We start from the raw sequence: 14,452 nt of genomic DNA, 5'->3' as shown, positions 1-14,452 counted from the left end.
ATAGAAGAAAAATGAAAGGAAAAAGAGTGATTGCAGGCATTCTGCTTGCGGGAATTTTAGCAGTCACCCTGGCAGGGTGTAAAAACACAGATAACACGAAAGAAGAAACCGAAAAGCCTGTCATTACGCTTGGCAGCGACAACTATCCACCATACAATTATCTGAATGAGGATGGTGTACCGACGGGCATAGATGTAGAACTGGCTACGGAAGCATTTAAAAGAATGGGATATCAGGTGGAGGTTGTCCAGATCAACTGGGAGAAGAAAAAAGAACTGGTGGAAAGCGGAGAGATTGACTGTATCATGGGCTGTTTTTCCATGGAAGGGCGTCTTGATGATTATCGCTGGGCGGGACCATATATAGCAAGCCGTCAGGTGGTTGCTGTAAATGAGAATAGTGATATCTATAAACTGAGTGACCTGGAGGGAAAGAACCTGGCTGTTCAGTCAACAACCAAACCGGAAGGTATCTTTCTGAACCGGACGGATGAAAGAATCCCAAAACTGGGCAATCTGATCAGCCTGGGACACAGGGAGCTGATCTATACATTTCTGGGAAAAGGATATGTAGATGCAGTTGCAGCACACGAGGAATCTATTGTTCAGTATATGAAGGATTATGATGTAAGCTTCCGTATTCTGGAAGAGCCTCTGATGATCACCGGAATAGGTGTCGCTTTTGCAAAAGATGATGACAGAGGAATCTGTGAGCAGATGAGCCAGACGCTGGAAGAAATGCGGCAGGATGGCACATCCCTGAAAATTATTGAAAAATATCTGGATGATTCCCAGAAGTATCTGGAGGTGGATGATCTTGGATATTAAGAGAAAGAAAAGAGAAAAACGAATCCAGCTGATCGGTGGTCTGATTGGAATCTGTGTGGCAGCAGTCTCTCTGTTTTATTTCTTTCATGCGGAGAAAGCGGAAGCAGAGAAAAGAATGGTAGAGATTGTAAATTATGTCAAAGTGCAGTGTTCCACCTACACCCATTATAATGAATCTTCGGAATCCAAAAGTCTTCTCCGTGCCATTGAAAGTGTCAGACAGATGAGTACGAATATCGACATGGAAATAGAAAACGGCGGTCAGCTAAGTCAGGAGTTCCTGAAAGAAAATCTTCAGACTCTCTGGGTGGATGGTATCCTTGTACTGGATGCAGAAGGAAAGACGGACTGTGAATACAGCACGGATGAGTCTCTGGCTAATGAGATTACAGAGTATCTGCAAAAAGATATTATCATGGATTTTACCGGATATGAAGAAAGAAGCTATTCGGAACGGTTTACCAGAGAAGACGGGTCACATATCGACATTGCAGCCTGTGCCAGAAAAGATGCACCGGGTATCATTGCAGTTTATTATTATACACCTCCGGAATTTGCCAGAAACTATACTTTGACGATACAGGGGCTTTTAAATGGTTATAGTACTCAGAAAGATGGAACGATTATTGTTGCAGACGAGGGAATCGTTGTTGCCAGCAACGATGAGAGCCTGTTGGGGCAGAATACGGCTGACAACGAAGTTGTTCAGGCAATGAAAAAGCATACAGACAGTCAGCACATTTATCACTTGAAGAATGAAGGAAGCGGATGTTACGGAATCATGCTGAAACAGCGGGATTATTATATTTATGCATATCTTCCGGATACGGAAGTGTTTCATGATCTTCCATTAAGTGTAGCAGGTGTCATTTTTCTTTATTTCCTGATGTTCAGTATATTCTGGTTCTGGACATACAGAACCAAGAGGGCACATCAGAAACTGGAACAGGAAAAAGATGAAAAATATAAAGCAGAACTATTAATAGCTGCAAAAAAGGCAGAAGCCGCCAACGAGGCAAAAACAGAGTTCCTCCAACGTATGAGCCATGATATCCGGACTCCGATCAATGGAATCCGAGGCATGGTCAATATGGCAGACCATTATGCAGATGATATGGAGAAGCAGACGGAATACAGGACAAAGGTGAAAGAGGCTTCCAATCTGTTGCTGGAACTGGTAAATGATGTTCTGGATATGAGTAAGCTTGAGTCAGGTGAAGTTGTTCTGGAAGAGAGTCCATTTAATCTGAGCAGTATTTTCAGGGAAGTATTTAATGTGATCGAGCAGATGGCTGCAGAACAGAATATCCGGATTGTATGGGAGAAAAAAGAAATCATACACCGTGATCTTATTGGAAGCCCGATGTATGTGAAACGTGTGATGATGAATATCCTGTCGAATGCGGTGAAATATAACAGAGAAAACGGACAGATTTATATCAGCTGCAGGGAAATTTCATCCGAACAGCCGGAAATGACGATAATGGAATTTGTCTGCCGGGATACCGGAATCGGAATGACAGATGAGTTTCAGAAGCATATTTTTGAACCATTTGCACAGGAGCATACCGGAAGCCGCACGAAATTTACAGGAACAGGTCTGGGAATGCCGATTACAAAGAAACTGGTCGAGAAAATGGGTGGTACCGTTACTTTTGAAAGTGAAAAAGGCGTAGGGACGACATTTGTGATTCGGGTTCCATTTAAAATAGATCTGGATGCGGATAAACGTGAAGAACAGACGGATGCATCCGAAAAATCTATAAAGGGACTGCATATTCTTCTGGCAGAAGATAATGAGCTGAATATGGAAATCACCGAATTTGTGCTTCAGAATGAAGGTGCTGACTTGACAAAAGCCTGGGATGGTCAGGAAGCTGTTGAACTGTTCAGAAATAGTGAACCTGGTGAATTTGATGTCATTCTTATGGACATTATGATGCCAGTCATGGATGGTTATGAAGCCGCAAAGATGATCAGGTCTCTGGACAGAGAGGATGCAAAGGAGATACCGATCATTGCAATGACAGCAAATGCGTTCACGGAGGACAGAATAAAAGCAAAAGCAGCAGGAATGGATGAACATGTTGCTAAGCCTGTTGATGTGGAATTACTGATAAAAGTAATTCATAAATTGGTGGGATGATGAAAAATATGGATAAAAGACAAAAAATTCTGATTGTAGATGATTCAAACTTAAACAGAGACATATTGAAGGAGATTCTTGGAGATACTTATAATTATCTGGAAGCTGAAAATGGAAATCAGGCAATCCAGATGATAGGAGAAAATATTGGAATTGATCTGATGCTTTTAGATATCAATATGCCACAGATGAATGGCTTTGAAGTCTTGGAAATAATGAAAAGAAGCCAGTGTATTGCTGAAACTCCTGTAATTATGATATCTTCTGAAGATGCTGTTGATACTATGCGTAAGGCATATGAGCTGGGAATCACAGATTATATCACACGACCGTTTGATTCTGTGATTGTAAAGAAAAGAGTTCAGAATACCTTAGGCCTCTATATGAACCAAAAGCATCTGATAAATGTGGTTTATGATCAGGTTTACGAAAAAGAAGAAAATAATAATATCATGATCCAGATTATGAGTAATATATTGGGATCTCGTAATAGCGAGAGCAGAGAACACATTCTGCATATTAAAATAGCAACGGAGATGATGCTGAGACAGCTGGTAAAAGTAACAGATGCTTATCCTTTGACAGAGGCAGATATTGCTTTGATTACAACTGCTTCTTCCCTTCATGATATTGGTAAGATTCGTATTCCGGAAGAAGTATTGAATAAACCAGGCAGACTCACTGATGAAGAATTTAAGATTATGAAAAAACATAGTGAGCTTGGCGCAGCTATAATTAAGGATATGGACTTTCCACAAGATCATCGACTGGTACATACCGCATGGGAAATCTGCAGATGGCATCATGAAAGATGGGATGGAAAAGGCTATCCGGATGGCCTGAAAGGAGAAGAAATACCAATCTGTGCGCAGGTGGTATCGATTGTTGATGTTTATGATGCACTTACCAGTGAAAGATGTTATAAGAAAGCATTTGATCATGACACAGCGATTCAAATGATCCTGGATGGGCAATGCGGACAATTTAATCCCATCCTCCTTAAGTGTTTGAAAGAACTGAGTATTCAGCTTTCAAAAATGTCTGGTAAAGAGATGGATGATAATAAACATTATCATGAAATACAGAGACTTTCGAATGAAATACTCAGCGATAAATTCTTACCGAACCAGATTTATTCACAGAGTCTTGTCAAGGTCATGCAGGAAAAAATCGATTTCTTCAAATCGAACAGTGGCAAGAATTCGATTGATTACAATGCGGTTTCAGGTCAATTAACTATATTAAATGGAGAATATCAGATATTATGTCAGAGAGATAACCTGAATTTCAATTTGTTTAAAGAATTTGGAGTAAATGAAGAAGATGTTCAATGTATTCGTGTTTTATTACATCAGACATCTGTACAAAATAAAGAAATATCTGCCACGATAAAAGCGACGGTGGAAAATAACAGTCAGATGTATAGAATAAAATTGCATACATTGTGGTCGCCTTTAAAGAAGGATGGATACATTGGAATCATTGGATATTTTGACACTGTAAAATAAGTATGAAGATTACAATCATAGAGTGTATGGAATCAAATCCATATGCTCTTTTTCTTGAAATAAGTATAAACAGTTAAGTGGGGAGAGTAACAATATGCAATTGGGAAGGATAGATTTTCTAAAGGAAGACAGGTAGAAGGCATGGTATTGTGTTTGGTAAAAAAAAGGGGGGGGAATAGTGGTATAATTCTCTTATTGATAGATTTTAATAACAGGAGGCTTATACCATGGAACGAGTAGTAAATTTTTTAAAAGAAGCGGAAACATATTATTTGGCAACAGTGGAAGGAAATCAACCAAGGGTAAGAACTTTTGTAACAGCACATATTTTTGAAGGAAAACTGGATATTCAAACCGGAAAGGTGAAGGATATTTCAAAACAAATTCATGCAAATCCAAAGGTGGAAATCTGTGCATTTAAGAATGGAGAGTGGCTTCGTGTAGCAGGCGAACTTGTAGAAGATGATAGAAGAGAAGCAAGACAGTCTATGCTTGATGCCTATCCATCTTTAAAGAACATGTACTCAGCATATGATGGAAATACAGAGGTATTCTATTTTAAGAATACGACAGCTACATTTTCAGCATTTACACATAAACCGGAAGTAGTGAAGTTCTAAGGATAACATAAGATGGCGAAAAGTAAGAAGACAAAAATCCATAAAAAGATAGATGGTCAGCTTTTACAGATGAACAAGAAGTTTAGTAATCTCAAGGTGATGAAGGATATTGTTTCCATGATTCAGAAACCAAAATGGATGCAGGAATCAGAGACATTCCTATGACACAGATGGTATATGATGCGTTCCGTAAACAGAGAGAGCTGAACCTGATGCTTGGTTTACAGAGCAATGTGGAGATTGGTGGACGCAGTGGATTCATCTTCAATACAAAGCATGGACGTCCGATCATGCCGACGGGAGTGAACAGCTTTCTGAAAAATATTGTCAATACCTATAATAAGAAAGAAAGCAAACTGGCAGAAGAAGAGACCCGAGAGCCGGAGCTGATGACTCCTATTTCATCGCATACCCTTCGTCATACGGGATGTACCAGATTGGGTGAGAACAATGTCAATCCCAAAGTTATGCAGTATGTGATGGGCCATTCAGATGCACAGATCACAATGAATGTCTACAATCATATTGCAGAGAAGTCTCACGTGGAGAATGAGATGTCTAAAATGAACCTGCCAGAAACTGTACCTGCTGTGGTATAAACCATAAGTCGTTGTCGTAAAATGTGGTAAGAAAATCAGACGAATACATTTTTCCAAGAATTTGTCGTAAAAATGTGGTCAAATCAAGAGAATTGAGTGCGAAAGCAAGTGAAAAATTTCTGTGAAGCCCGTAAAATCAAGGCTTCACAAAATTTTTACAAAAAATTAGCACTCGACACTTGACAGTGCTAAAAGTAAGAACTATAATGTATTTAGAAATTAGGAAAGGGATTAATAAAGAACCTAGTTTCAAAGTTAACACCGCTTGAAACAACGATGCAAAACTAAGTATCAAGATTGAAAGGGGTAATGACTTATGATGATGCCTAGTCTATTTACAGAAAATTTATTTGATGATTTCTTTGATGAAATGGATAAAGATTTTTTTGGAAAGAAAAATCCATTATATGGAAAACATGGAAGAAATATGATGAAAACAGATGTAAGGGAAACAGATAATACCTATGAAGTAGATATTGATCTTCCAGGCTTTAAAAAAGAAGATATCAATATCAATTATGAAAATGGTTATCTAACAATCTCAACAAGTAAGGGATTGGATAAAGATGAAAAGGATGAACAAGGACATTATATCCGACAAGAAAGATATGTTGGAAATATGTCAAGAAGCTTCTATTTAGGAGATATTCCAAAAGAAGATATCAAAGCTAAATATGAAGGTGGCGTTCTTCGTTTATCTGTTCCAAAAGCAGATATGAAACAAGTAGAAAATAGTTCTACTATCTATATTGAATAAGGAATCTGAAGATTCCTTATTTTTTTTATTTAATAATAGTTTTGATAAGTTGTATCATAATTTCTTTATCTTCAGGTCTAGAACTTGCGACAAGGATAGTAAGTATAGCTAGGGCATCATTATTAATTCTTTCTTTACCGTTTTTATAAAGAGCGTTATTCATATTTAAAAAGTAAAGAAAAATAGTTGCTCCAATTCTTTTATTCCCATCAATAAAACTATGATTTTTAACAATAAAATACAGTAAAGCACTTGCTTTATCTTCTAAAGTTGGATATAAATCAATCTCTCCAAAACTTTGATAAATCGTTGAAATACTACTTTTAAAAGAATCATCTCTTTCAATAGAAAATAAATCTCCTCTATTTTCAAACATCGTATTATGTATAAGATTTATACACTCATCATAACGAAGAACATAAGTATCTTTTTGGCTAACAGGAACCTCTAAATGATGATGATCATAATCATCAAGAATCTTAAAACCTCTTTGATAAGCTTTTAGAAATTCTAACATAGAAATACTACTCGGTAATTGTCCACCTGCATTTCTATATTGATCAAGCATTGTTGTTACATAATCAATATCTTGAAAATGACGATCATTAACAGCATAACCTTTTAAAAGATATTCTTTTAATATACTATTAGCCCATTTTCTAAAAAGAATTCCTTGTTTAGATTTAACTCTATAACCTACAGAGATAATAACATCTAATTAACATCGACTACAGCGATTCTGTCTTTCTTAGTACGAGGGTCATATCTTTTTAGTTGAGTTGCATTTTTTGCAACAGAACTCTTTTCGTCTAATTCTTTTTCATTAAAAATATTAGCTATGTGTCTAGAAATAGTAGACTTATTTTTGTTAAAAAGCTTACTCATTTGATCTAATGTTAACCATACTGTTTCACCATTAGAAGAGACATTTACATCTAATACAAAATTTCCATCTTTGAACTGCACAACTTCATTTTTTTCAATCAAATCAACCATAAAAATACCATCCTTTCCTTTTGGTTCTTTAAATGATAGTAGCATGGTATATAAAGGTTGTCATTGGACAGATAGTCCACTATAAAGAGGTCGATTTTTTTGACATAATGATGCTGATGAAAATGATATGATAAAGGTAGAAAAAGTGAAAGAGCAGGAATTTGCTATTATTTTAATTAAATAATTATATGATAAAAGCTAATGGTTTTGCGTTAGCTTTTATATTTTATGATGACCAAAGACTTCATTATGTATATCTTCCATTTCATAATCAATATCTGTAATGCTTTTAGCACAATCTGATAAACGATTACGAATATCATCAGAAATTTCTTTATCATTTTTATAACGTAAATGATGTTCTAATGTTGCCCAAAAATCCATCGCAATAGTACGAATTTGTATTTCTACAGGAACCATTACTTTTTCATTCGCTAAATAAACAGGAACTTCTACAACAAGATGTAAACTACGATAACCATTTTCTTTAGGATTTTTAATATAATCTTTAATCTTTAATAAATGAATATCATCTTGTCTTAATAAAAGATCAGACATACGATAAATATCTTTAATATAATGACAAATCACACGTATTCCCGCAATATCTTCAATATTACCTTTAATAGAAGAAACACTAATAGGTAGATTTCTTCTTTTCATTTTTTCAACAACACTATGGGGAGATTTTAAACGCCATTCCATATGATGAATAGGATTATGATCAAAACGATGATGAAATTCATCATCTAAAATTTCTAATTTTGTTCTTACTTCCTTAATACCTGCTAAATACTTTTGTTCAACGTTGACATATTCATGATAAAAATCTAAATGATCTTTCGCAAAGAAAAAATCATTCATTTCACTTTTTATTTCTTTTTGCATGATACGACTCATAAAAGTTCACTCCTTATGTTTATTTTTATTATAAACGAACATAATGAACTTGAGGTGAAGTTTATGAAAAAAATCATTATTTTTCTTTTAATTATGATGAATTTAACAAGCGTCTGTGCAGTAAATGAAACACCAAGATATAAGATCATTGGTTCTTCTTATCAACAAGAAGATATTGATGAAATGTACAAAGTAAAAGATCAACTTCTTTTAAATTATAAAAAATGGGTCAAAGGTGTTGATGATGTTTATCAAGTTTTAGCAGATCATCAAGATGATTTTAATGCAAAATATTATAATGGTCTTTATACGATTGTATTAGGTGAAGGTAAAGGTAAATCTTTAGAAGGAAAGTTACAAGTTTCTTATTGTACATCAAGTAAAGAAATTAAAAAGAAATCTTGGTTGATTAAGATGTTTTCTTAATGGTGTGTACTAATAATTATTCAGTTTGTACATACTATTATAAGGAAAGAGGTGAAGTCATTGTTGAGAGAATTTGATGAACAAGCACAAAAGGCGATTGTGGTAGCTGAAAGTTTATCTTTTGATTTTGGTCATCAAAATGTTGGAAGTGAACATTTATTGCTTTCATTATTAAAGATTCATGATAATCAATTAAAAAGATTATTACAAAAATATGATGTCAATGATGCAGTTGTAGAAGAAGATATAAAAAGGTTGTTTGGCACAAATGATGATCAACCTTTTTATATGGAATATAGTCAAAGTGTAAAAAGAATATTAGAGAGAAGTATTGAATACGCTAAAGATAAAAATCAAGATCAAGTGACTTTAAATATCTTAATTATTTCTTTATTAAAAGAAAAAGAATCAGTTGCTTATGAAATATTACAAAAATATCATGTAGATGTAGAAGAAGTTATTTATTTGTTGCAGGAAAAATCTGCTTTTGAAACACCATTGGATCAAATACCAACACTTGTCAATATTAATAAAAAAGTGAAGACTAAAAAATATAAAATTATTGGTAGAGAAAATGAAATTGATCAAGTATGTACTATTTTATCTAAAAAAGAAAAAAATAATGTTTTGATTATTGGTGAAGCGGGTGTAGGTAAGTCAGCTTTAGTAGAAAAATTAGCAATGATGATTAATCAAGGTAAAGTAGTAGATTCTTTGAAGAATAAGATTATTTATGAACTTTCTTTATCTTCACTGGTTGCGGGTACAAAGTATCGTGGTGAATTTGAAGAGAAGTTTAAAAAGATTATTGATAAAGTAAAAGACTTGGATAATGTGATTATTTTTATTGATGAAATTCATAATGTCATTGGGGCTGGTGGAGCTGAAGGGGCAATTGATGCTTCTAATATTTTAAAGCCTTATCTTGCTAGAAAAGATATGACGGTTGTTGGTGCTACAACTATTGATGAATATTATAAACATTTTGAAAAAGATCATGCAATGAATAGAAGGTTTTCTATTGTCACTTTAAAAGAAAATACAAAAGAGGAAACATTAGAGATATTAAAAGGAATTAAAGGTTATTATGAAAGTTATCATCAAATTAAAATAGATAATGTACTTTTAAAAGAATTAATAGAATTAGTAGATTGTCATATTAAAAATAGAACTTATCCTGATAAAGCAATCGATATCTTAGATTTATCATGTGTTAAAGCTAAATTTTATCATGAAAAAGAACTTACAAAGAATAGAATTGTAGAAACAATTGAAAAGTATTTAAATATTACAATTCATCATCAAATGGATTACCAAAAATTAGAAAAACAATTAAATAAAGATATTTTAGGTCAAGAAAAAGGAATTCATCAGATGATTGAAACATTTCAACATAAACAATTACCTATCTCCTTTTTTATTTATGGACCAACAAGTTGTGGTAAAACATTAACGGCTAAATCCTTAGCTAAATATCTAAATTATCATTATTTAAAATTAGATATGAATCAATATCAAGAAAGCCATTCCCTTTATAAACTTCTAGAAACATATCATGAACAACCAAGTCTTCTTTTATCAACTTTACAAAGTTATCCACATACTGTTTTATTATTAGATCATATTGATCAAGCATGTGAAGAAATTATTCATTTATTTTCACAAATCTTAGATGATGGATATTATGAAGATCAAGCTAAAAGAAAGATTAGTTTTGAAAATGTTGTTTTTATAATGAGTCAAACAGGTACGTCACGTTGTTGTATGGGATTTAAAAAAAGTAGACAAACTAAGTATTTAAAGCATGAATTGTTTGATAAGGTTGATCAAATAATTGAGTATCAACCTTTATCTAAAGAAATAATAGAAAAAATTATTCATTTACGTGAACATATTTCTATTGAGAAAATACACAATTTATTAAAAGAGGAACATGTTCCGATTAATCTATCTAAAATGATGAAACAAATTAAACAAATGTCCTAATAGGGGCATTTTTGTATTTTATTTACATGATTATAAAGAAAAAGAAATAAGTAAGAAAATAGAATACATTTCCTCCAGCAAAAAAGATTTAATGATATAATGACAGTATAATAATCATGAAAATAATGGAGGAAGAAAAGATGACTATTAAATTACCTAAAGATTTCTTTTTTGGTGCTGCTATGTCAGGACCTCAAACAGAAGGTGCCTGGAATGTAGGTGGAAGATTACGTTCTTATTGGGATATGTATTCTGATCAAGAAATTAATGCTTTCTTTAATAATGTGGGATCATATGTTGGAAATGATATGTACCATAAATATGAAGAAGATATTAAATTATTAAAAAGTTTAAACTTTAAATCATTTAGAACTTCTATGCAATGGACTCGTTTATTAGATCAAGATGGTAAATTAAATCCAGAAGGTGCCGCTTGGTATCATAAATTAATCGATTGCGCAAATGAAAATGGAATTGATATTTTCATGAACATGTATCATTTCGATATGCCTGAATATTTAGTAAAACGTGGTGGATGGCAAAATAGAGAAGTTGTTGAAGCTTATGCGAACTTTGTAAAGATTGCAATGGAAGAATTTGGAGATAAAGTAAAATATTGGTTTACTTTCAATGAACCTATTGTAGAACCAGAACAACAATTCTTACATGGTGTTTGGTATCCATATCAAAAAGATTTCAAACAATCAATCAATGTACAATATAATATTACTTTAGCGCATTGTTTAGCTGTCGCAAACTTTAGAAAATTAAAAGCAGAAGGTAAATTATGTGAAGGTGCTAAAATTGGAATGATTAACTGTTTTGCTCCACCATATACAAAAGAAAATCCAACTCCTGAAGATTTAGAAGCAGTACGTATGACAGATGGATTACACAACAGATGGTGGTTAGATGTCGTTGCTCATGGACATTTACCACAAGATGTTTTAGATACAGTAGAAAATGATTGGAAAGTAGAAATCAATCGTCGTCCTGGAGATGAAGCTATTTTAGCTCAAGGTAAAGTAGATTGGTTAGGATTTAACTATTATCAACCAACACGTGTTCAAGCACCAGATAGTAAATTTGATGAAAATGGTTTACCATGTATTTCTAAACCTTATATTTGGCCTGAAAGAAAAATGAATGTTTATCGTGGATGGGAAATTTATCCAAAGGGAATTTATGACTTTGGTATGAAAATTAAAAAAGAATGTCCAGATTTACCTTTCTTTATTTCTGAAAATGGAATGGGTGTTGAAGGTGAAGAAAAATATATGGATGAAAATGGAACTGTTCAAGACGATTATCGTATTGAATTTGTAAGAGATCATTTAGAATGGATCGCTAAAGCAATTGAAGATGGAGCTAATTGTTTAGGATATCATTATTGGGGTGTTATTGATAACTGGTCATGGTGTAATGCTTTTAAAAACAGATACGGATTTGTTCGTGTATGTTTAGATGATGGTTATAAACGTAAAGAAAAGAAATCAGCTTCATGGATTAGAGAAGTTGCTAGAACTAATGAATTTGAATAAAAGAGAAGGTGTCTACCAAGTGTAGGCACTTTTATTTTGGAAAATTGAAATTTTTTTAGTATATGAAAAAAATGCATTTATGGGTATAAATGCATTAAAATAAAGATGGTGATGATATGAATCTATTTATAAATTTAAAAGAAAACAAAGATTTATCAAAAAATGAAAGAATCTTGGCAAATTATATTTTAAAACATCCTGAAGATGTTTTAAAAATGTCGTCAAAAGATCTTGGAAAAGTTTGTTTTGTTTCAACAGCAACAGTTTATCGTTTATGTGATAAATTAGGACTATTAGGATTTTCTGACTTAAAAATAAAAATAACCAGTTCTCTTGATGACTATAGAAAAAGTAACGAAAATTTTAATTTTGATTTTCCTGTTAATCAATTTCAAACACATTATGAAATCATTCAAAAAATCAAAGAAGATTATGAACAAACTCTTAATCTAACAGCTAATCTTTTTAGCTTAGACCAATTACGGCTTATTGCATCAGCAATGAAAAAAGCACAAATCATAGATGTGTATACTTCTGCAGGTAATATTAATTTTGCTCTGAATTTTCAATTTCAAATGCAAGAAATAGGTAAACAAGTAAATGTTCCTATTGATGAATACCAACAAAGACTTATAGCAGCAAGTAGTGATGAAAATCATCTAGCAATTATTATTACTTTTGGAGGAAGAGGTATATTATCTGATATTTTACCTCGTATATTGCATAAGGTAAAAACACCAATCGTTTTAATTTCATCGTATGACTATACATTTAAAGATTTTGATCCAGATTATCAACTCTATATATCACCTTATGAAAATCATTATAAAAAGATTTCATCTTTTTCAACACGACTTTCTATTCTTTATATTTTAGATGTTTTATATACATGTTATTTTAAATTGGATTATCAAGAGAATATTGAAAAGAAATTGGCTTATTATAATAATATTGTAGAAGGGACTATTAAATAAATTTCAATAAATGATAATTTTGTTATCAATTCAACAAAAAAACAATGAGTTTTTTATATACAAAATCACTAAATTTTGAAAAAACAGTGAAAAATAATGAGAAAATAATTCTAATTTATAATTAAGAGAAAAAAGAATTTGAGAAAAAAATTCTTTTTTTGTACTCTAATTGTTTCAATTGAAAAGATTATTTATGATTTGAGTAGGAGGTATTTTTATGAACGTAAAAGCAATTATGTGTGATATAGATGGAACACTTCTTTCAAGTGAAGGTGTAGTTACAAAGAAGACAGTTGTAATGATTAAAAAGTCTAGAGAAAAAGGAATTCTTTTTGGTTTATCAACAGGTAGAGATGTTAATAGTATTCAAACATTACTTGGTACTTGGGGTATTGAAGGTTTGGTAGATATGATTGTTGGTACTGGTGGAGCGGAAATTTATGATTATACGTTTGATATTTCTAAAGCTCAATATCCATTAGATGGAGAGTTGATTAAAGAAATTGTAAAGCATTATGAAGATATGGATTGTAATTTTGCGATTCCTGAAGATGGTATTTTTTATTCACCAAAGGATGATGAATATATTCAAGATCTTTCTAAAGGAGACCGTGTTCCTTATAAGGTTGTTGATTATGATGAATATTTAACATCACCTAAAGCTAAACTTATTATTATTTGTAAACCTGAATATATGGATCAAATCATTGAAAGATCTAAAACATTTCATAGTGATGATTATAAATCATCATCACTTAAAACAGCGAGTGTATTGTACGAATACATGGATCCAAGAATATCAAAAACTGCAGGACTTAAAGAAATATTAAAATTACATCATATTGATATTAAAGATATTGTTACATTTGGAGATGCAGATAACGACTATGATATGACATTAAATGCTGGTATTGGTGTCGTTATGGCTAATGGTAGTGAAAAAACAAAGAGTGTAGCTGATTATATTACCGATGATAATGATCATGATGGAATAGGAAATTATATTGAAAAATATATTCTTTAAGAGTAAAAAGAATTAAAATCTATTATCAAAGAAAATATGAATAATTAGTATTGTTTTACAACTGATGCTGTTGATTGAGATATTTGTTTATTTTGTATTGATTTGTTTTTAGAAGTTTTTGCGTAAGCAAAAGCTTTTTCTATTTGAC

The 14,452-nt window shown here is 32.4% G+C and carries 14 protein-coding genes and 1 pseudogene; 11 read left to right on the top strand and 4 right to left on the bottom strand.

The window, feature by feature from the left end; all coding sequences use genetic code 11:
* Positions 1-11 precede the first annotated feature (11 nt).
* The 6 genes from HUU89_RS07545 to HUU89_RS07520 all read left to right on the top strand — a co-directional run bounded on the left by HUU89_RS07545 (position 12) and on the right by HUU89_RS07520 (position 6,457).
* The gene (locus HUU89_RS07545) at positions 12-827 is read left to right on the top strand and encodes a substrate-binding periplasmic protein (protein ID WP_107029167.1); all 816 of its coding nucleotides are present in this window, start codon (positions 12-14) and stop codon (positions 825-827) included.
* The gene (locus tag HUU89_RS07540; protein WP_217498456.1) at positions 817-2,973 is read left to right on the top strand and encodes a hybrid sensor histidine kinase/response regulator; all 2,157 of its coding nucleotides are present in this window, start codon (positions 817-819) and stop codon (positions 2,971-2,973) included. The genes HUU89_RS07545 and HUU89_RS07540 overlap by 11 nt, the downstream gene beginning before the upstream one ends.
* Complete coding sequence (locus HUU89_RS07535) at positions 2,973-4,481, top strand: HD domain-containing phosphohydrolase (RefSeq protein WP_199676904.1); 1,509 nt, start codon at positions 2,973-2,975, stop codon at positions 4,479-4,481. The genes HUU89_RS07540 and HUU89_RS07535 overlap by 1 nt, the downstream gene beginning before the upstream one ends.
* A gap of 227 nt (positions 4,482-4,708) precedes the next feature.
* Positions 4,709-5,101, top strand: a complete 393-nt coding sequence (locus HUU89_RS07530; RefSeq protein ID WP_117480491.1) for a pyridoxamine 5'-phosphate oxidase family protein — start codon at positions 4,709-4,711, stop codon at positions 5,099-5,101.
* 134 nt (positions 5,102-5,235) lie between these two features.
* Positions 5,236-5,700, top strand: coding sequence for a tyrosine-type recombinase/integrase (locus HUU89_RS07525; protein ID WP_217498455.1), 465 nt, complete (start codon positions 5,236-5,238; stop codon positions 5,698-5,700).
* A gap of 316 nt (positions 5,701-6,016) precedes the next feature.
* The gene (locus tag HUU89_RS07520) at positions 6,017-6,457 is read left to right on the top strand and encodes an Hsp20/alpha crystallin family protein (RefSeq protein WP_107029165.1); all 441 of its coding nucleotides are present in this window, start codon (positions 6,017-6,019) and stop codon (positions 6,455-6,457) included.
* A gap of 25 nt (positions 6,458-6,482) precedes the next feature.
* Here HUU89_RS07520 and HUU89_RS14975 read toward each other — a convergent pair whose 3' ends face one another.
* The 4 genes and pseudogenes from HUU89_RS14975 to HUU89_RS07510 form a co-directional block, all read right to left on the bottom strand.
* A complete protein-coding gene (locus HUU89_RS14975) occupies positions 6,483-7,025 on the bottom strand; it encodes a type II toxin-antitoxin system death-on-curing family toxin (protein ID WP_254697726.1) in 543 nt (180 codons plus the stop codon).
* Between the two features lie 42 nt (positions 7,026-7,067).
* A pseudogene (locus tag HUU89_RS14970) lies at positions 7,068-7,127 on the bottom strand (virulence factor); the annotation flags it as partial.
* Positions 7,128-7,171: 44 nt separating this feature from the next.
* The gene (locus tag HUU89_RS14965; protein ID WP_254697725.1) at positions 7,172-7,453 is read right to left on the bottom strand and encodes a hypothetical protein; all 282 of its coding nucleotides are present in this window, start codon (positions 7,451-7,453) and stop codon (positions 7,172-7,174) included.
* Positions 7,454-7,672: 219 nt separating this feature from the next.
* Positions 7,673-8,353, bottom strand: a complete 681-nt coding sequence (locus HUU89_RS07510) for a GTP pyrophosphokinase family protein (RefSeq protein ID WP_254697724.1) — start codon at positions 8,351-8,353, stop codon at positions 7,673-7,675.
* A 63-nt stretch (positions 8,354-8,416) separates the two neighbouring features.
* Between HUU89_RS07510 and HUU89_RS07505 the strand changes: the two genes are divergently transcribed.
* The 5 genes from HUU89_RS07505 to HUU89_RS07485 all read left to right on the top strand — a co-directional run bounded on the left by HUU89_RS07505 (position 8,417) and on the right by HUU89_RS07485 (position 14,304).
* Positions 8,417-8,779, top strand: coding sequence for a hypothetical protein (locus HUU89_RS07505; protein ID WP_032091018.1), 363 nt, complete (start codon positions 8,417-8,419; stop codon positions 8,777-8,779).
* Between the two features lie 63 nt (positions 8,780-8,842).
* The gene (locus HUU89_RS07500) at positions 8,843-10,765 is read left to right on the top strand and encodes an AAA family ATPase (RefSeq protein ID WP_147358483.1); all 1,923 of its coding nucleotides are present in this window, start codon (positions 8,843-8,845) and stop codon (positions 10,763-10,765) included.
* A gap of 140 nt (positions 10,766-10,905) precedes the next feature.
* Positions 10,906-12,306: a glycoside hydrolase family 1 protein gene (locus HUU89_RS07495; protein WP_022000674.1), complete on the top strand. Its 1,401-nt coding sequence runs from the start codon at positions 10,906-10,908 to the stop codon at positions 12,304-12,306.
* 116 nt (positions 12,307-12,422) lie between these two features.
* Positions 12,423-13,280 carry a MurR/RpiR family transcriptional regulator gene (locus tag HUU89_RS07490; RefSeq protein WP_117850210.1) on the top strand — a complete coding sequence of 286 codons (858 nt, stop codon included), beginning with the start codon at positions 12,423-12,425 and terminating at the stop codon, positions 13,278-13,280.
* Positions 13,281-13,497: 217 nt separating this feature from the next.
* Complete coding sequence (locus HUU89_RS07485; RefSeq protein WP_175301423.1) at positions 13,498-14,304, top strand: Cof-type HAD-IIB family hydrolase; 807 nt, start codon at positions 13,498-13,500, stop codon at positions 14,302-14,304.
* The last annotated feature ends 148 nt before the right edge of the window (positions 14,305-14,452 follow it).

Origin of the sequence: Faecalibacillus sp. H12 (genome assembly GCF_013361255.1) — a bacterium.
Lineage (GTDB): Bacteria > Bacillota_I > Bacilli_A > Erysipelotrichales > Coprobacillaceae > Faecalibacillus > Faecalibacillus intestinalis.
This window is presented reverse-complemented; position numbering and strand designations above follow the sequence as displayed.